General features: G+C 66.3%; 14 protein-coding genes and 1 tRNA gene. 6 read left to right on the top strand and 9 right to left on the bottom strand.

Annotated elements, in window-relative coordinates; translation table 11 throughout:
- The first annotated feature begins 23 nt into the window (after positions 1-23).
- The 3 genes from LZC94_37950 (at position 24) to LZC94_37940 (ending at position 4,200) form a co-directional block, all read left to right on the top strand.
- Complete coding sequence (locus LZC94_37950) at positions 24-1,742, top strand: TonB C-terminal domain-containing protein (protein ID WXB13607.1); 1,719 nt, start codon at positions 24-26, stop codon at positions 1,740-1,742.
- A 9-nt stretch (positions 1,743-1,751) separates the two neighbouring features.
- The gene (locus LZC94_37945; protein ID WXB13606.1) at positions 1,752-2,954 is read left to right on the top strand and encodes a hypothetical protein; all 1,203 of its coding nucleotides are present in this window, start codon (positions 1,752-1,754) and stop codon (positions 2,952-2,954) included.
- A 130-nt stretch (positions 2,955-3,084) separates the two neighbouring features.
- Entirely contained in the window at positions 3,085-4,200 is a 1,116-nt protein-coding gene (locus LZC94_37940; protein ID WXB13605.1) for a trypsin-like serine protease, read from the top strand.
- On the opposite strand, the gene LZC94_37935 is transcribed toward LZC94_37940, so the two are convergent.
- The gene (locus LZC94_37935) at positions 4,160-6,196 is read right to left on the bottom strand and encodes a bifunctional aldolase/short-chain dehydrogenase (GenBank protein ID WXB13604.1); all 2,037 of its coding nucleotides are present in this window, start codon (positions 6,194-6,196) and stop codon (positions 4,160-4,162) included. The two genes, LZC94_37940 and LZC94_37935, sit on opposite strands and share 41 nt — an antisense overlap.
- A 126-nt stretch (positions 6,197-6,322) precedes the next feature.
- Here LZC94_37935 and LZC94_37930 point away from each other — a divergent pair.
- Both LZC94_37930 and LZC94_37925 read left to right on the top strand, forming a co-directional pair.
- A tRNA-Val gene (locus LZC94_37930) sits at positions 6,323-6,394 on the top strand.
- 205 nt (positions 6,395-6,599) lie between these two features.
- A complete protein-coding gene (locus tag LZC94_37925) occupies positions 6,600-6,824 on the top strand; it encodes a hypothetical protein (GenBank protein WXB13603.1) in 225 nt (74 codons plus the stop codon).
- Positions 6,825-7,369: 545 nt separating this feature from the next.
- On the opposite strand, the gene LZC94_37920 is transcribed toward LZC94_37925, so the two are convergent.
- The 5 genes from LZC94_37920 to LZC94_37900 all read right to left on the bottom strand — a co-directional run bounded on the left by LZC94_37920 (position 7,370) and on the right by LZC94_37900 (position 13,099).
- Positions 7,370-7,690: an enoyl-CoA hydratase-related protein gene (locus LZC94_37920; protein ID WXB20300.1), complete on the bottom strand. Its 321-nt coding sequence runs from the start codon at positions 7,688-7,690 to the stop codon at positions 7,370-7,372.
- Positions 7,691-8,013: 323 nt separating this feature from the next.
- The gene (locus tag LZC94_37915) at positions 8,014-8,868 is read right to left on the bottom strand and encodes a hypothetical protein (protein ID WXB13602.1); all 855 of its coding nucleotides are present in this window, start codon (positions 8,866-8,868) and stop codon (positions 8,014-8,016) included.
- Between the two features lie 250 nt (positions 8,869-9,118).
- On the bottom strand, positions 9,119-10,183 hold the full coding sequence (locus LZC94_37910; protein ID WXB13601.1) for a cyclase family protein: 1,065 nt from the start codon (positions 10,181-10,183) through the stop codon (positions 9,119-9,121).
- A 76-nt stretch (positions 10,184-10,259) separates the two neighbouring features.
- Positions 10,260-11,342, bottom strand: coding sequence for an AraC family transcriptional regulator (locus tag LZC94_37905; protein ID WXB13600.1), 1,083 nt, complete (start codon positions 11,340-11,342; stop codon positions 10,260-10,262).
- Positions 11,343-11,473: 131 nt separating this feature from the next.
- Complete coding sequence (locus tag LZC94_37900) at positions 11,474-13,099, bottom strand: hypothetical protein (GenBank protein ID WXB13599.1); 1,626 nt, start codon at positions 13,097-13,099, stop codon at positions 11,474-11,476.
- A gap of 130 nt (positions 13,100-13,229) precedes the next feature.
- Between LZC94_37900 and LZC94_37895 the strand changes: the two genes are divergently transcribed.
- The gene (locus LZC94_37895) at positions 13,230-14,213 is read left to right on the top strand and encodes an alpha/beta hydrolase (GenBank protein WXB13598.1); all 984 of its coding nucleotides are present in this window, start codon (positions 13,230-13,232) and stop codon (positions 14,211-14,213) included.
- Here LZC94_37895 and LZC94_37890 read toward each other — a convergent pair.
- From LZC94_37890 to LZC94_37880, 3 genes are all read right to left on the bottom strand, one after another.
- Positions 14,185-14,796: a TetR/AcrR family transcriptional regulator gene (locus tag LZC94_37890; GenBank protein ID WXB13597.1), complete on the bottom strand. Its 612-nt coding sequence runs from the start codon at positions 14,794-14,796 to the stop codon at positions 14,185-14,187. The genes LZC94_37895 and LZC94_37890 overlap by 29 nt on opposite strands.
- A gap of 76 nt (positions 14,797-14,872) precedes the next feature.
- Entirely contained in the window at positions 14,873-15,970 is a 1,098-nt protein-coding gene (locus LZC94_37885) for a hypothetical protein (protein ID WXB13596.1), read from the bottom strand.
- 15 nt (positions 15,971-15,985) lie between these two features.
- Complete coding sequence (locus tag LZC94_37880; GenBank protein WXB13595.1) at positions 15,986-18,253, bottom strand: PQQ-dependent sugar dehydrogenase; 2,268 nt, start codon at positions 18,251-18,253, stop codon at positions 15,986-15,988.
- Between the last annotated feature and the right edge of the window lie 10 nt (positions 18,254-18,263).

The raw sequence follows: 18,263 nt of genomic DNA, 5'->3' as shown, positions 1-18,263 counted from the left end.
GGTTTTAGTCTCTAAGGTCTTTCATGATGTCGCGCGACCTCCGAACCTCATGGTTGGTCTGGTTGGTGGTGATCGCCGCCGCCGTCCACCTCCATTGGGATGCGGCGCAAGGCGGCAAGATAATTGCCAATATCCACAACGACCGCGTGGCGTTGGCCGATCTCGCCAGCAAGGTTCGCGATCGCGTTCGGGTCACGGAGTCCACCTTCGAGGTCGTCCTGGAAGGGCAGCCGAAGGAGGCCGAGGCCCAAGAGCAGCCGCCGCCTCCGCCGGAGGATCCGAAGAAGAAGGATAAAGAGAAGCCCGTCGTCCAGAGCCCCACGCCGGCCAAGCCCGATGCTCCCAAGCCCGAGGAGAAGAAGCTCGCGATCGAGGTGAAGAAGGAGGAGAACAAGGTCACTCCTCCCGCCAAGCTCCTCGAGGAGAAGCGCATCGCCGTTCGCCAGCACGCCAAGCCGGACCAAGAGGACAACCCCAACGCGAAGTTCATCTCCGATGAGGCCAACAAGGTCGAGGAGGAGAGCGTCGCCACCCAGACCTCGCACGATCAGAACGATCCGAACCCCACCCCCGGCGGCAATCACGCCGGCGCCGATCCGCGCATGGGCGACAGCGACAAGACGAAGATCGCGGAGAGCGAGGAGCACGCGGGGGAGAAGAACCGCGCGCCGGGCGAGAAGGGGACCGAGTTCCAAGTGCAGCACGAGCCGCCGCCGGATCAACCCATGGGTCCGGTCGCGACCAAGGGGCCTTCGGCGCAGACGCCGCCGCAAGCGGGTGGAGACGGTCAGCAGCCGGCGAACTCGCGCGGTGGAGAAGCTGCGCCCGGCGCCGCGACCACCAGCCCCGACGTAGTGACGGCGCCCGGTGGGACCTGGTCGTTCAATCCGATTCGTCCGGGGGTGACGGGCGGCATGCCCATGAACCCCGGGCAGCAGAACCCGAGCAACAAAGGTCGCGGCGCCAACGCGCCCTCGGTCAACCTCATGGGCCTCGGTGGAAAGGCCGGGCCGGGGCAGATCAACCTGAACTTGAACCAGCAAGGCGTGGTGGCCATCGTCGGACAAGATCAGCTGCGCAAAGAGCGGCTGGCCGACGGTGAGCGGCGCAAGAGCGAGCACCGGGGCTCGTGGATCGCCTCGAACTTCGAGCGGTGGCGCAGCGCGATCGAGAACTATGTGTCGTCGGTCAAGCCGGGCAACACCACGGCGCTGAACACCGCCAAGGTGCCCTTCGCCACGTACTTGAACTCGATGCACAATCGGATTCACCCCATCTTCGCCGACAGCTTTTTGGGCTCGCTCGATGGGCTTCCCGCGACGCATCCGCTCAACGATCAAAAGCTGATGACGCGCCTGGAGATCGTCCTCACGCGCGATGGGCAGCTTCACCATATGGGCATCGTGAAGACCAGCGGCATCACTGCCTTCGACATCGCGGCGCTCGATTCGGTGCAGCGCGCCTCGCCCTTTGGGACGGCGCCATCGGCCATCGTGTCGCCCGATGGTCGCGTGTATCTGCACTGGGAGTTCCACCGCGACGACTACGCCTGTTCGACGATCAACGCGCGCCCCTTCATGCTGACCGCGCCGCCGTCGACCCCACCCGAAGATCCTGCGCCGCCGCCGTTGCCGCCGCGGCCGAGACCGAACGAGGGACCGCCTCCGGTCAATACGCCCGACACCCGGCAAGGGTCCCTTTTGCCCGCAACAAGCCCGACGAGAACGAGGAGCTCAGGCTAGACTGCCACCGTGCTTGCCCCCGCCGATCGCCTGTCCGAAGACAACCCCATCGCGGGCGAGGCTGCGCGTCCCGCGTCTCCGTCGATTGGCTCGAGCCGAGCGAACCGAACGAGCGCATCCCAGCCGAACCCCATGCTGCGCGCCACCTGGATTTTGCGCGTAGCGGCCATCTGCGCCGTCGCCGCCGCGGCGCTTGGGCGGATCATCGCGCCGGGGTTGCGCGGCAACGCTTCGGAGAACGTCGTCGTCTTTTGGGATCGCGCGGCCGCCATCAGCGCGTACGCCATGTCGTGCCTTTTGATCTCGACGTTGCTGTCGGGGATCTTCGAGCTGGTGCGCCGCCACAAGATCGGCTCCGGCCCGCGCATCGCGACCGTCATCGGCGTGGGCATCGTGATCACGACGGTGCTGCCCGCGTTTCAGCGGCGGCTGCCCATGGCGCTGGCGATGATCATGGCCATCTCCGCCATCGGTTTGGCCATCACCTCGGGGCTCCACGCGATCCGCGCGGCGCACACGCGCGCGGTGGGCACGGTGCTGGTGTTCTTCGGCGTGGCGGCGTTTGCGCGCCTCATCGGGTGGGAGCTCGCGGTGATGGCGGGCGATCATGCGAACGCGCGCCTCTACGGGTGGAGCCGAGGGCTGGCGACGGGGGGCGTGGTGCTCGAAGGCTTGGGCCAGCTGGTGGCGGCTGCGTGGCTCGGCACGCGAACGCGGGTGCTGGGGCAGATCCTCTCCAGCGTGGCCGTCGCGGCCGCGTTTCTGATCACGTGGGGTGCCGCGCGAGGGGCGCAGCCGGGGGCCGACGTGTGGCAGGCGGTGCTGCATACGTCGCTGGGTGAGGCGGCGGGTGCTCCGCCGTCGTACGGCCTCAGCGCGATCGCGACGTTCCTCGTGTCGGCCTCGATCCTCTTCGCGTTGGTGGCCGTGCTGCAGCGCGGGCAGGTGGTCGCCATCACGAGCGCGCTCGCCCTCGCGCTGATCGGTCGCGGCGCCTACGATGCGCCGTTGCGCGCGCTTGCGGCGGCGGCTGCGGCCGTGTGGATGATGCTCGCGCTCACCGACGATCGCGCCATGTGGCGCTCGCTCCTCGCCGAGCGCGAAGAGCGGCTTCGTCGTGAGGGCGCAGGCGCAAATGGTGCGAGCGCGGCGGACAGCGAGAGCGGGCTACCTGCGGCTGAAGAAGCTGTGGAGAAGTCTGGGCCCGGTTAGAGCTTCGGCCGCGCGTTGCGCATCGGGTAGCGCGTCGCGGTAGCGCATATCGGGTAGCGCGTCGCGGGTAGCGCAGCGGCTGGCCTCGGAACGTGACCCGACATGTGGGCATCGAACGTCCGGAGGCGCAATGCGGACGCGAGTGTATGGAGCCCTGGTTGCGACGTTGGTCGTCGGACTGCTCGCGGGCTGTCATACGTCGCCCACGACGGACATGGATCCTGCAGCCGAATCGGAGCAGGCCATCCAAGGTGGTGACATCGACACGCACGATGCCTTTGCCGTCGGCATCCTCGATCGGCAGACGTCCGTCTTGTGCTCGGGCGCGCTGATCGCGCCCAACCTGGTCCTCACTGCCCGCCATTGCGTGTCGGAGATCTCCCACGAGGCGGTTCGCTGCGCGACCGACACCTTCGGCAAGGATCGCGATCCCGGCTCGCTCTGGATCACGGTGGACGCGCGGCTGCAGAACACCGCGACGTCGTCGTTCTACCGCGGCAAGAAGCTGTTCGTCCCCACCGACGCGAAGCTTTGCGGCAACGACATCGCCGTCATCGAGCTCGACGCCTCGGTCCCCGACACCGTGCCGCTGGTGACACCGGCCATCGCCCGCCCGCTCACCGACTCCGCGTACTACGCTCGCTCCATCGCCGCCATCGGCTACGGCTCCACGTCGCCCGCGGGCATGGGCGCCGGCACCCGGCGCATTCGCGAGAACATCGCCATCGCGTGCATCCCCGGCGACGCAAAGCTGGGGTGCCCCCGCGACGATCAGCTGCGCGCGAGCGAGTTCGTCACCGCCGATGGCACCTGCCAGGGCGACTCGGGCTCCAGCGCCTACGATCAGCGCAGCTACGACGCGCGCGTGCCGCTGACCCTCGGCGTCCTCTCGCGCGGCGGCAGCGACCGCGACGCCGATCGATGCATCGGCGCCGTCTACACGCGCGTCGACGCCTTCCGCGATCTGCTCGTGGGCGCCGCCCTGGAAGCCGCCCGCGACGGCAAGTACACGCCGCCGTCGTGGACGTCCACGCCTCCCTTCGACGCGAGCTGGTTCGATGGGGGCGACATCAACGGAGCCTCGGGCTTCGTGGGGACCAACGCAAGCTCCGGCAGCCTCGATGACTCGGGGTGCGCCGCCGGCGGCCGCGCACCTCGCGCCTGGGACGATCTGGCCGCGCTGGCGGGCATGATCGCCCTGGTGGTCACCGCGGGAAAGCTGCGGAGTTCCCGCCGTCGACGGTGACGATGCACCCGGTGGTCGCCAGCGCGCCCGCCAAGTAGGCGAACGAATCGGCCACGTCGCGGCCCTCCACCTCGCGCGCGAGCAGGTTGCTGCGGAAGTACTCGTCCACCGAGATGCCGCGGGTGGCGGCGCGCGACTCGGCGAGCCCGCCCGCGAACAGCCGCGTGCGCACGCGGTCCGCGTTCACGGCGTTCGAGCGAACTCCGTACTTGCCCAAGTCGACCGCATACTGCCGCATCAAGCCCACCAGCGCCGACTTGGCCACCGCATACGGACCGAACCCGGCGCCCGGATTGAACGCCGCCTTGCTCGCGTTGAACAGGAGGGCCCCACCCGTCCCTTGCGCGAGCATCACGTCGGCGGCCGCGCGCGCCACATGGTTGTGCGCGAGCAGGTTCACCTCGAGGGAGCTGCGCAGCGCCGCGTCCCCTTTCCCCGTGTCGAGCCGTCCTTCGGGCGCGGTGCCCGCGTTCGAAACGACGACGTCGATCCCGCCGAAGAACTCCACCACCGCGTTCGTGGCCGCGCTCACGCTCGCCCACTGCGTCACGTCGCACGGCGCGGCGAACACCGTCTTCTTGCCGAACCGCGCGGCGAGCGACGCGTGCACTTGCCCGAGCAGCTCCTCGTCGCGATCCAGCAAGGCCACGTGCGCGCCCAGCTCCAAGAAGCGCAGCGCGGTGGCCTGCCCGATGCCCGACGCCGCGCCCGTGACGAGGGCAATCTTCCCGGAGAGGGCCGAGCGCGCCTTCGGGCCGCCGAGCTTCGCCTGCTCGAGGCTCCAGTACTCCATGTCGAACAGATCCGAGCGACTCACCGGTTCGTAGCGGCCGATGTCGGCCGCGTCGGTCATGACCTGCACGGTGTGCTCGTAGATGTCCGCGCTCACGTCGGCATCTTTGCGGGTGCGGCCCACGGTGCAGATGCCGATGCCGGGCAAGAGGATGACGCGCGGCCAGGGATCGAGCTTGGTGCGCTGCACCTCTTTGGCCGCGCACATCGACCGGAAGTAGCCGTCGTAATTGTGTGCATACTGCACAATTTCGTGCTCCAGGCGCGCGCCCAAGGCATCCAGATCGTCGTAGTTGGGCTTGGCGAGGTAGAGCGCCGTGGGCTTGGTGCGAATGACGTGATCGGGGGTGGCGCACCCGGTGGCGACCAGCTCCTCGGCGTCGGGCCGGTCGAGAAAGGCGAGCACCTGCTCGGAGGCGCGCAGCGCAAGGACAGGCCCCGACTCGACGGGCTCCTTGGCGAGCCTGGCCAACGTGCCGCGCAGCTTGGGGATGATCTTCGGCCTGGCGGCATCGGCGGAGGTCACCCGCCGCGCGGTGGAGATCGTGGCGATGGTGGTGCGCCGCGAGTCGGTCAGGTAGCGCTCGGCGCGGGTCACCGCGGCGATCATGGCCTCGTAGCTCTCCTTGGCGGTCTCGCCGAAGGTGAAGATGCCGTGCTTTTCGAGGACGATGACCGAGGGCGTCTCGCCCTTCTTGGCGAGCGCATCGAAGGCATCGCTGCACCGTTTGGCGAGCTCGAAGCCGGGCATCACATAGGGCACCCAGACGAGCCCCCGCCCATAAACATGCGAACAGATCCGCTCGGCGTCGGGCTGGTCGGCGATGGCCAGCACCGCATCGGCATGGGTATGATCGACGAACCGCGCGGGCAGCCAGGCGTGCAAGAGCGTCTCGACGCTGGGGTTGGGCGCGCGGGCATCGAGCAAGGCGAGGCGCAGCTCGTTGACCATCTGCTCATCGGTGAGCCCGGGCAGGGCGCGCAGCCGGCGAAGGCGCGCGAGCTGCACCGCGGGATGTCCGGCCGGCTCGATGGATCCCAGGTCGCTGCCGGACCCCTTGATGTAGAGCACCTCCAGGGACTCCCCAAAGACGTCCTTCTCGACCCCCTTGGCCGACGTATTTCCCCCTCCATGCAGGACCAGGGCGGTCTCTTGACCCAGCAGCCGGGCGGTAAAGGTCCGCGCCGCTACGATTTCTGACACCCCCCTCGCCACGAGATCTGCTTGAAAAACGCTGGCTTCCGCATCGACGTACCGTGATTTCAACGCTCTCCTCCGTGCTCGTCTTGACAGCGCGAGGGTAGCTCGCTATTCCACGGCTTCTCGCACAGGCGCGTAGCTCAGTGGTAGAGCACTACCTTGACACGGTAGGGGTCGTTGGTTCAATCCCAATCGCGCCTACTGGGATTTACGAAGTTTCGTGAATCCCGGTACCAAATGAGTACCACTTCGAGGCCCTTGCGTACCACCCAGTCGTGGTGGTGCCAGGGCCTTTTGGCTTTGTCGTCACGGGCGCATCATCCGGTGGATGCTCTCGCGCATCGACGGGTCGTGCGGGGGTTGTGAACCCACGCTGACTCCCCATCCGCCAAGGGATTGGCGGACGATGCTGTTCATCTTGATCAAGATGATGCCGCGCATCTCGATCAAGCGGGAGTCGCCCGAGAATACCCGGCGCATCGCCTTGGGCGTGAGCCCAACGGGAAGGCCGATTGTCTCGCTGACGACGAAGAAGGGCGTCGCGGGGAAGCTTTCCGATCGCGGGCGTCCGTCTTTCGCGGGGAAGATCCGCGGGGAAGAAGAGGAGCTCGGAGGCTTGCTGCTCGGGTGACCCGTGGGGTTCGGACGTGCCAGCGAAGGACGTCCATCGCCTCGTAAGCAGGTGGATGCGGTTGGGCAGGTGGATGCGCGCGCCGCTTCGTTTCGTTCGGTCGATGATCTCGACGAGCGTGTGCGATCGACGGATCAGGATCGCGCCCTGGTCCCGAAGGACATCGGGTGTCGGCCCATGCCGCCGGAGCGGTCGAAGATACGACGGCCTCGGGCCAGAGCAACCCCTTGCGAGCTCGAGCTCTCGGGTGACCCGCGCACCGATGTGCCGCAGGAGGCCGATCCAGCCGTGGACGGTATCGTGCGAGTACACGCCGGCGCGATCAGCCCGCCCACACCTGCACGCCAGGTTTCGGCGTGCATCGGTCGAACGTGATCCATGAAGCGGGAAGAATTGGCGAGGGCCTCCTCCTTTCTCTTCGCGAGGAGCTCGCGACCGAGGAGGAGCGCATCGCGGCGGCGTATCCGAGTGCTGCGGCGTTCATGACAGTAGCGCGCTCGGCCCGCGGCGAGGCGGCCCCACCGTGCAATCGTCGGCTTTCGCCATCATTCCCAGGGGAGTTTCCCCGTTTCCACATAGCGCGCGATCTTTTGCAGATTGCCCCTATCGAAAAACACCGCGCGATTGGTGGCGAGCGCCTGCGGCTTGGACGCTGTCAAGATATCACTCAAGCTGTTCATGTGCGTTTTGTAGCGGTCAATGCTTTGCTTGGATAGCCGCCCCAGATGTAATAGGTACTTCCTCAGCAGATTGTCGCTATCGGCTTCACAGGCATCGACCAGCCCCCACGCCTGGGCCTGTTTGTCCGAGATGGGTTGAGTCATCAAGGTCATATGATGAGCCTTGGAAAGGCCTATGCGGCGAATCAGGAACGGCAGTACGCAGGCCGGAATCAGGCCGAAGCGCAGTTCGGACAGGCTGAATACGGTATGGGGAATTCATGAAAACCCTTAGCCCGGCAATGCTTTGGTTGGACATCGGGCGGCCATCTATCTGCAAGGTTATAATGGGTATTTGCGTTGGATAAAGTGAGGCGGATTGGTCGAACGTTCTGCCTCCCCATCCGGATCCTTCACGCGCATGACGTGCGACGCATCGTCGAGCGCCAATGCCACCGTCGCGGAGAAAGCGGAGGCTTCGCGCCCGCATCGATGCGGCGGCTCGCGAAGCGGCGCTCCAGGCCCCGCGTTCAGCCCGCCGCGCCGTGTTCCTTCGACCGGGCACGAAATCTTTCGACCAAGGAGAACGGTGCGAGGCTTCGACCCGTGGTGGAGATAACGCGCAAAGTGTGGCATTCCGTCAACCCATGAACGATGTCGCACGGGAAGTGGCACGATTGGCCGCGCCATCCGTCGATCACGCCAAGCTTTCCGCCCTCGATTTGAACCTCCTCGTGTCCTTCGACGCGCTGATGACCGAGCGGCACGTCACACGGGCGGCTGCGCGGATCGGCATCAAGCAAGCGGCCATGAGCCACGCTCTGAACCGTCTTCGCGGGCTCCTCGGCGATGAGCTCTTCACGCGCCGCCCAGGAGGCATCGAGCCGACTCCCCGGGCGCACGCGCTCTCCCAGGCTGTGCGAGAGATGCTGGTACGCGTTGCGGGAGCCCTCTTCGTCGAACAACGATTCGACCCCGCACGCGAAGAGCACAGGTTCCGACTCGGGATGCCTGCGAGCCTCGAGATTGCGATGCTGCCTGTGCTGATCGAGCACCTCACGACCGAAGCTCCAAGGATCTCGTTCGCGGTCGCTCCTCTGACCGCGACGGAAAATTTTCGCGCGCTCGATACCGGCGAGCTCGATATCGTGATCGGTCCTCCGCTTGCCAGCTCCCCGCACCACAAACGGCGCCAAATCTGTGCGGAGCCTTACCTTTGCGTATTCAACCCGGAGCTCGTGTCGCCAGAAGGTCCACGCGGTACGCTGACACTGCGCCAGTTTCTCGCCGCTCGACACGTTCGGGTCTCGCCTCGTTTCGATCTGCCCGACGTGGTCGATGACGCGCTCGTCGAGCTCAAACGTCGCCGGCGAGTTGGCGTTCATACGTCGTGCGCCCTAGGCGTCGCGTACATCGTCGAACGGGCGCCGATGATCGGGATTCTTCCGCGGAGCGCGGCGCAGCTTGCCGCACGGCAGTTCACGCTGGCGTGCTGCGCCCCTCCCATCGCGCTCGCGAAGAATCGCGTGGTGATGACCTGGCACGGCTCCAACGATGCCAACGCTGGGCATCGCTGGCTCCGTGACCAGATGGTTCGCACGGCCGCGATCCTTGGGCGCGCTCGAAAGTAGCCAATCAGAATATCGCGAGCGGGTTGACAGGGGAGCCCGTTCCGCCCGCGATCGCGAGCGGCGCCACTTCGAAGAGAAATGTCACGCGACGCTCGTCCGCGGCCCTCTTCATCAGCGCCTCCGGATCGACGTCGTCCAAGATATGGATACCCAACGTGTTGATGAGCAGTTGATGCACCGGCATCGCCACACCGGGGATGCCGGAAGGGATCACGTCCGCGCCCACGTCCGTTGCCACCAACGAAACGCCGCGCGCCTTGAACCAGGCGGCGCTCGATGCGGCGAGACCGGCCGAGTGCATCGACACGTCCCATGGGCCCACGGCGGAGCGCCGCTTCCAACGGCCCGTTCGCACGACGACAGCATCCCCGGGTTCGACGAGGACCCCGGTGCGCTGCTCCCAGAGCGCGAGATCGTCGGCCGAGATCGGCGCCCCCGGTTCCAAATAGGGGACCCCTCGGAACGAGGCCATGTCGATGAAAACGCCCCGCGTGAAGATACCATCCTGCACGGACTGAATCGACGCCGCCGTGCACCCGGCCATGGTCACCAGCTCCTGCGCGTAACCATTGTACAACTTACCTTTGTCGAAGATGTGACATAGCGCATCGAGGTGGGTGTGGGACCACCCGTGATAGGCAATGGCCACTTTATCGGCGCTGAAGACGGACTCTGGAGATTGCCCCGTGGATAGCATCTGATGCTCGAGCGGATACGGAACATCGGCCGCGGGAGCCGTCTCGAGCGCGTGTGCCAGCGAAACCGTGATTCCGCTGCGTACGAGGCCGGCCGCACGTTTTCTCGTCTCGGGCGTGATCAAGTTGACCGTCCCGCGCTCGTCATGGGGGCCCCAGCGACCCCAGTTTCGTGACGTTGCTTTGAAGTTCTCGATCTCGTCGGCCGTCCCGAGTCGCGGAAACGTCTCCCGCCCTGGGCTCGCGTAGGTCACGGCGCAGGCATGAAGGCACAAAAGAGAAAATAGCCAGAAGGACATTCCGAATGCACGCATGCACGCCAACATGCGGGCAGTGTCGGCCCAAGGCCAATCGATGCGGTCGATGACGATCATCGATGCGAACCGCACACGCGACGACGGGCAAGGTGGGCCGCCGCCCGCTCATCGCGCGCCGGCCCCGCCGTCGACGTCAGATCGACGAAGCTACGAGCGCGCTTCGAAGCGCATGCGGCGTGGCCCGGTACCATTTGCGAAAGGCGCGTTCGAACCCGCCCCGGCCGGAGTACCCCAGGCTCGACGCGATTTCCTTGATGCTCCGCGCCGGATCCCGCAGATACGACTCGGCCAAGTGACGGCGCACCTCGTCCAGCTCGTCGCGGAATGACGTGTGCGCGTCCTGCAGGCGCCGCTGCAACGTCCGCGACCCGATGCGCATGCCGCGCGCGACGCTCGACAACGTCGGCACCCCGTGCTCCTCCAGCGACTTGCGAATCTCATCGCGCAAACCCAATACGGGCTCGTCGCGCACGGCGCCGGGGAGGAGCGTGTTCGCACAATGATCCAGCCATGGAAGGAGGCGCTCGTCGCGCGAGACGATGGGCGTCGAGAACACGGTGTCCTCGAAGACCAATTGATTGTGGCCTGCTTCGAAATGGATATTTCTCGTCCCGAAGAAGTCCACGAGGGCCGATATGTCGTTTGGCTCCGGGTGGGCAAACTCGATGCGCGCCGGCCGAATGCGCGTTTGCGTGCCCTCGCGTGCGATGCGCAGCAAGGTGCCGAGCACGAACTCGTTGGCGTGGCGGCCAAGACACAAGGCTTCACCGGGCACGCGATGCACCAGGGCAAACTCACTCGTCGATCTCCGGAGATCGAGCCGGCAGGTGTCGGTGACCAGCGGCATGTAGCGGGCGATTCGGCCGAGCGCCTCGCCCACGGTCGGCGCGAACTGCGCGGTGAACTCGAGCAGACCATAGCTGCCGCGCGGAATATTTTCGACGAGGTGCAATCCCACATAGGCGTCCCGCAGCCGGCACGAGACGAGCTCGCTCGCCGCGCGGTAGGCCGGGAGCGGAGCGGTCGAGGTTCGTACGAGGGTCCCTTGGCATCCCGAAAGACCCAACTCGTCGCGGACCTGATCGACAATCTCGCGCACACCCATGTTTCGCAGCCAATCGAAGAGAAGCGGAAGGAACGGAGAGCGGATCTGCGCGACGTTGCAGTCACGGAGCCGCGGCGGTCGGGACGATGGCGAGCGCGTGTTACGGAGCATGCTCCACCGTCCTACGGCGGCATGCGCCATTTCTTCCCTTTCGCGCCACGCGGGCTCGAGCGCTTTTCCCTCATCCGCGATGGATGGTCGATTCCCTAGCAGACGATCGCGCCATCCGAAGATGGGGCTCGTCAGAAGATCGCGCCCGCGATCACGTCGGGCGCGACGAGCGAATCGTTTGGCTTTTGCGCGAAGACGATGCCCATCCCCCCAAAGAACGCGGCGCGCTTCGAGACCCTCCAGCCGCCCACGATGTGACCGAAAGCCCGCAGCTTGTCTTCCTCTTCCGGCGCGGCGAAGCGCTGCAGGGTGCCGATCTCGAGATCGAACAAGAAGCCATTGTCGTCGGGCTTGAGCGCGTGAAAGCCCCACGTTTGAATGGTCGACGCATCGTTGAAGTTCGACCCATCGACATAGCCGAAGGCGAGCTGCTGGTACATCCAGCGCGTGTCGAAGCGTATGCCGACATTGAGGCTTCGGTATGTCGAGCTGCCGAGCCATACGACCGGGCGTATGTAACTTGACTTGGTGAGCGAGATGAACCCGACGGCGACGTCCGCGTTCTCCGAGACGTTGACGAGCCCCAGCTGAAGCCCGCGAACGCGCCGCGCGACATTGACCAGCCCGATCTGAACGCCCTCCACGTCGCCGGCATAATTGATAAAGCCAAACTGGCCTCCCACGACATCGCGGGCCACGTTCACGAACGCAAACTGACCGCCGGACACCTCGCGCGCCACATTCAACGAGGCGACTTGGGCGCCCTCCACGCGCCGCGCACGGTTGAAGGCGAGCGAACCTTGGATGCCCGTCAAGGTCTCGTCCGTCCACGAGACCACCCCGCTCACCTGGAGGCCGCGCACCCGTCCGCCCGCCCGCGCCACCACGAATTGACCCTGCACCCCGTCGACGTCGCAGCCGACATTGCCCGCGACGCCGAGGTCGAGCCCCTGAACCCGACCCGCGCGCCCGTAAACCAAATTCAGGGCGAAGTTGGTTTTGATATGGGGCGCTCGAAAATTCGTGGCCAAAGGATGCACGAGCGCGCCGACCACCGGAAAATACGGAGCGCTCGCTTGGCGCTTCACGCACGGACGCTCGATGAGCGCCATCGGCTGCAACACCGGCAGCGTTGGAATGACGCGCCCCGAAGCATCGGCCGGCGTATCGGATGGTTCCGGTCCCACATCCCCGGGCGCCGGCTCACGTGGATTGCTCGTTGGGGCGTTCGGACCACCGTTGTCCGGATCGGCCGTTTCGGGGATCGGCGTGGCGCTCGAGGCGCTTCCGCTTGCCGTGTCCGCCCGTGGTCTCGAGGGCTTTCGCGCCGCATCGAGGATCTCCTGCGCTTCGTTGCGCACCAGGTTCCCCACGAGGAGCGTGGTCGCGCGGACGGCGCGCGCGTGATTCTCGGGCGCGTGGATGCTCCGCGCGATCTCGCTTCCCTGCGCGGGCGTATAGCGGACGAGCACCTCGGCGTTGGCCGTGGAGAGCGAGACCAGCAAGGTGCCACGCGACGACGGGGCCTTTGGATCGTCGGGCGCGATCACGTGCATGCGCAGCTCGCGGGCAATGGCTTGGCGAAGCTCGTTCGTCCAGGAGCTCGCATCCCCCTCGACGACCACCACGATGGGACGCGTATCCCGGTCGGCCCCCTTGGCGACCCGCGCGCCAAGGCCGAGCCCGAGCGCCGCGCAAAGCGCGCCAATTGCCCGAGCTCGCTTCAGTTTCCGAAAGCCCACGTTCACCAACGTCAAAGCGGCACGTGTAGGTGATCTCGGCCCCAATCGGAAGCCCCGCGTGCAACTTTCGCGCGACGCATCGCTCCTTGTCCGCGGGCGAAGTCGGGTCCATATTCTTTGTCGAACGACAAACAATGGAGACGACGTGAATCGAAACGATGGGCATCGAGGCATTGAACTTGGCTTATGGACCCGGATCGCCGCGCTCGCGAGCGCCGCGCTCCTCTCCGCCTTAGGGCTCACCAGCTGCGCGCACGGTGCGTCGGCGCCGCCGTCGTTGCCGGGCACGGCCGACCGCTACGCGCAAATCGAGGCGACGCAGCTGCATTACGTGGAGAGCGGAGAAGGCACACCCGTGCTGCTCATACCGGGCTGGATGCAAACATCGTATGTCTGGCGGGACGTGATCCCCTCGCTGACGAAGTCGGGTTTTCGCGTCATCGCGGTGGATCCGCGCGGCATGGGGGCCTCGAGCCGGCCGGCGGATGGTTATGACACCGGGCGCGTGGCGGGCGAGCTTCACAATCTCATGACGAAATTGGGTCATTCGCGTTACATGGTGGTCGGCCACGACATTGGCGTATGGATTGGGTATGCGCTGGCGAGCGATCACCCCGAGGCGGTGGAGCGGCTGGTCGTCGTCGAGGGGAGCATTCCCGGCCTCCTCGCCCCGGCAGACGTGTTCATGCCGCAGGACAAGAGCCTCTTCTTCTGGCATTTCATGTTCAATCAGCAGCGCGACCTACCGGAGGCCCTCATTCAAGGACGCGAGCGCGCCTTTTTGGGGTGGCTGTTCGACCATTGGGGATACAAACCCAACACCATCGCCCTCGACGTCTACGCCAACACCTATTCGGCCCCCGGTGCCCTCAGCGCGCAGCTCGCGTACTACCGAGCCTTTCCCGAGACGATGGCGCAAAACAAGAGACGCGCCGAGCGCAAGCTCCCCATGCCGGTGCTCGCCCTCGGGGGCGATCATTCGAAGCGCGACCTTCAATTGGCGATCATGCAGCCTTTGGCCGCCGACGTTCGCGGCGCCATCCTTCGCGACTGCGGTCATTTCGCGCCGGAGGAGTGCCCCGGCGATGTCGCGACCCACGTTACGCCCTTTTTGAAGGGGGAACGATGAGCGCTTCCAGCGGCTGAAGGGCCGTGGGGATCATGGCGAGGAGGCGCTTCTTCGGCACACCATCCCGCGCTTGAATCGACAATCCGTGCAGCAGGGTGGCGAAGCAATCTCCGAGCGCCTGAATGTCCGCGTCCGCCCGGAGCTCGCCACCCTTCACGGATTTGCGCAGTCGCGCGACGATGGCCGCGGTGCGGGCGCGGCGATGCTCGGCGAGCCACTCGGAGACCGCGTCGTTTTCACGCGAGGTGTTGGTGGCCGACAACACGACCATGCAACCGTGTGGCTTGCCGGGCGCCGTGTACGTTTCGACGGCGGCCCGCAGCATGGATTCGATGGCGTCCCGCACGGAGTCTTCCTCGAGGGCGCGATCGGCGAAGCCGCCTTCTTTGGCCTCGTAGAGCAAGACCGCTTCGCGAAACAACGCCTCCTTCGATCCGAAGGCCGCATAGATGCGCGCCGAAGCGATGCCCATGGCCTCCACCAGATCCGCCATCGACGTCCCCTCGTACCCGCGCCTCCAGAACGCGTCGCGTGCTTGCTTCAGCGCTTTGTCTCGGTCGAACTCCCGCGGTCTGCCTGCCATGCAAAGGCGAAGTTGCCACAAACGTCCTTGGATGCAACGAGTATGGTCGAGGGCTGGAGACGCGCGGGCGGGTCCGCTACGGGGATGGCGCGCTCGGAAAAACGAGGAAGTGCCCCGCGATGCCGGGCGGACGGCCCGGCGCGAGGCTTCGCGCGGGATCGCCCACGTAAACGAGGGCGTACGGTTTCCCCGGCGCGATGTACTCCGGCTGGCCAGGCCCTACCGTATAAGCCTCCGCGACGGGAATCGGCTGCGGCGGCTGATTGCCAATGGAGGTTCCGCCCGCGTCCGTGCCGCCGGAGAGAAGGACGAATGCGCCGGTCTTGGGATCGACGTCCACCGCGCGCGCGTCCACCGTGGCTTGGCCAAAACGAAGAGGACCTCCGAGGTCGCTCGTTCGCGCGCCCGCATCGCCGGTCGCCGCCGTGACGATCGCGGGGTGCACGCCGCTCGGGGCGAGCGCCTCCGCCTCGGGCGACAGGTGCACGAATTGGAATCGGGGCGGGCTTCCGTCGCGGCTCGTGCGATCGAGCGGCGCGTATCGTAATTGCAGAGGGCCGCGCGTTCCGCCATGGGTCGCCGCCACCACCCACGTGGTCCCCTGCGCGAAGGTGCCCTTGGGAATGGGCGGCAGCCGCCAGTAATCTACATTTTCGTTCAAGCTCGGAATGAGCTCGCGGCAGCTCTTTCGCGGCCCCGCGGAGGCATCGCCCTGCTCCGCCTCCGACGCGAGGACGCGCGCCGAAATGGCATAAAGGGTGAGCTCGAACGCCGCCAAGTTGGTATCCGGATTGTCCGGGAGGTATCCGCCCGTGCCGGGGAGAATTCCTGGATAGGGTTGCCCGCCGCCAGCGCGGTCGGGCTGCGCCGGCGTGGGTTGAACCGTTTTCCCCAGCGCAAAGCAAAATCGCAACGACAGCGCATCGTCGGCCGTCGCATTGACCAGAATGACCCGCGCGTTGCCCAATCGAGGGCCCGCGTCGGGACGAGGGGCCGCGGAGTCCGGGGGCCGGGTCGCGTCCAAAAGGGGACCCGAATCGGCGCTGGCATCGGCCTCGGGCGGGGGTTGGAGTTGCTCGTCCGAGCTGCAGCTCGCGGTGCCGATCGTGGCGCCGAGCACCATCGACCCGGCCACGGCCGCCCATTTCGTTCCAGCGAATCGTGTGGCTATCATGATCGTCTCCGGCGGCTAAAGGGCATCGATCCAACCCGTGAGCAGGTCCACGGCGGTCGCGTCCACCTGGTGCGAAAGAAGGGGAGGCATTTGCCCGGCGCCCCGGGTCTTCATCACATGGACCACCAGGCTCTTTTGCGCATCGTGCGGGAGAATGCGCCGATAGCCCCGATCCGCGAGGTGCTTGTATGCGATGGCCGCCGGCATGGCGTTCGCGCCCGTCTTCCATGCGTCGAGATCGCCCACCGCCGCGCCCTCGAGCACGTCGCGGGCAGGCAGTCGCGTATAGAACCCGCTGAGGAACGCGTCCGCGCGCGCGTTGCGATTGTGGCACGCGGTGCCGCAGTTCATGTGGAGGTAGCCGAGCGCGGCGCCGGCTTTGCCCGTCGGATCCTCGGGCAAGGTGGCCGCCGTCTTTGGCGGCGGGGACGTCATCACGTTCGCGAGGTCGGCGAGGGTGATGCCCTTTGCGGCGGGGAGCGCCAGCGCAATGGCCTCGACCCCCAGGAGCTTGTCCGTCCGTCCGCCGTGGCATTTGTTGCAGGATGCATGATTTGGAATTTCATAGCTCCCGGCGACGTTGGTGGCGCCCTCGTCGAGGCGCACGGCGTCGGACTCGTCGGGCGTCCATCGGTACGTAGCCCATGCCCACTCGAGCGGGCCGCGCTTGGCGTAAATGCGGGTTTCCACGCGCGCCCCGCCGATGCGAAACTCTTTCCACGCGCGCGTTCCCACGGGAAATTGCCACTCGTCCAAGTTGCTGGTGTCGATGCGCGACCCCGGCGGCAAATAAAGGTACCGCTGCTTCTCCGCGCCGTCGCTCCAGAGCTGGAGGCCTGGCTCGTACGCGCGAACACCGGCCGCCAACGTCTTGCGCACGAAGTCCGCGTAGAGCCCCGTGCAACGAAGATGCGACGGAAGGCCGTCTTCGCCGGGGGCGCAATCGTCTCCGGCCGCCGCGCCGTCCGTGGAGGCGTCGCGTTCTCGCCCCGGCGCGCGATACCCTACTTTGAAGATCCGGCCGCCGTCGTCATCGGAGTAGTAAATGGCGCCATCCGGGCCTTGTCGGATATCGACGGGGCGGGGCGCGCCGTCCTTGCCTTGGGCGAGCGCGCCGCTGGGATCTTTCGCGCCGATGAGGGGCTCCACCGCCACGATGGCGTCATCGCGGTATCGGGCGCGCGCGATGAGCTTCCCCGTGGGCGTCTCGCGGTTCCACGAGCCGTGCGACGCGATCAGAAAATCGCCGGAGAAGGGGAGGGAGCGGCCCGTATATTGGAAGATGCCGAGCGGCGCCCAGTGCGCTTGCATGGCAAAGACCGGCGGGCGCACATTGGCCGGATCTTGGCACCAGCCGTCGCTTTTGGCGTCGGGGACCGTGGGATCGGCCCACTCGGTCCCGGGTCTTCCGTGCGGCAACCGAAACTCGCTGAAACAATAGGGATAGCCGTAAAAGCGTGAGCCCCGGCCGTCGACGAGGTTGATCTCCTCGGCCGGGTTGTCCTCTTGAATGTTGTTTCCGCTGGAGTCGCTCACGTTCTCGCGCCCGTTCTCCACCCCCCAGAGTCGATCCTTCGCGTCCACGAAGAGGCCGACCTCGTTGCGCATTCCGCGCGCCACCACCTCGCCGTTCGCGTAATCGATGCCCCCCGTGGGGATGGACGCGGGGAGCACGAACCGGCGGATTTGGGAGCGCGTCTCCAGAACGGACGGCTTGGTGTCCAGGTTCTCGAACGAGCCCACGTTCACATAAAGGCGTCCTTGCGAATCGAAGACGAGGGTGCGGCTCACGTGCGAGCCACCCCCCGGAATGTTCGCGATCACCACCTCGGGCGGCCCGCTCGCCGTATGGCTGCCGCTCGCGTAGCGCCATCGGTAGACGGCCTCCGGACTGGAGGCGTACAGGTAATCGTGTTGCGGCGAGAAGGCGAGGCCGTGATTGAGGCCGGGCGCGGTGGCAAAGGTGGCCCGCTCGTCCGCGTCGCTGCGGCCATTGCCGTCGGCGTCCCACAATACGGTGATGCGCCCGTTGCTGACGAACAGATCGCCATTTGGAGCAAAGGCCATTTGCCGAGGCTCCCCCAGCCCGCTGCCAAAGACGTAAACGCATAATTTCGGATCCGACGTCCATGCGTCGTAAGGGGTGGTTCCCACGCAATTCACGGGCGGCGGTGAGCTGCCGTCCGGCGCGGGTGGGGTGTCCGGTGCGCGTGGATCGTCCGACGAGTCGGAGCACGCAAGGAAGCCGGCCAACATGGCGGCTGGCAACACGAGCCATCGCATGAATGCGCTC

This window comes from Sorangiineae bacterium MSr11954, assembly GCA_037157815.1.
GTDB classification, from domain to species: domain Bacteria; phylum Myxococcota_A; class Polyangia; order Polyangiales; family Polyangiaceae; genus Pendulispora; species Pendulispora albinea.
This window is presented reverse-complemented; position numbering and strand designations above follow the sequence as displayed.

Coding starts and splice junctions, on each gene's coding strand:
- LZC94_37950 (WXB13607.1), top strand. CDS start 24: ATGATGTCGCGCGACCTCCGAACCTCATGGTTGGTCTGGTTGGTGGTG.
- LZC94_37940 (WXB13605.1), top strand. CDS start 3,085: ATGCGGACGCGAGTGTATGGAGCCCTGGTTGCGACGTTGGTCGTCGGA.
- LZC94_37925 (WXB13603.1), top strand. CDS start 6,600: ATGCTGTTCATCTTGATCAAGATGATGCCGCGCATCTCGATCAAGCGG.
- LZC94_37915 (WXB13602.1), bottom strand. CDS start 8,868: ATGAACGCCAACTCGCCGGCGACGTTTGAGCTCGACGAGCGCGTCATC.
- LZC94_37910 (WXB13601.1), bottom strand. CDS start 10,183: ATGATCGTCATCGACCGCATCGATTGGCCTTGGGCCGACACTGCCCGC.
- LZC94_37905 (WXB13600.1), bottom strand. CDS start 11,342: ATGCTCCGTAACACGCGCTCGCCATCGTCCCGACCGCCGCGGCTCCGT.
- LZC94_37890 (WXB13597.1), bottom strand. CDS start 14,796: ATGGCAGGCAGACCGCGGGAGTTCGACCGAGACAAAGCGCTGAAGCAA.
- LZC94_37885 (WXB13596.1), bottom strand. CDS start 15,970: ATGATAGCCACACGATTCGCTGGAACGAAATGGGCGGCCGTGGCCGGG.
- LZC94_37880 (WXB13595.1), bottom strand. CDS start 18,253: ATGCGATGGCTCGTGTTGCCAGCCGCCATGTTGGCCGGCTTCCTTGCG.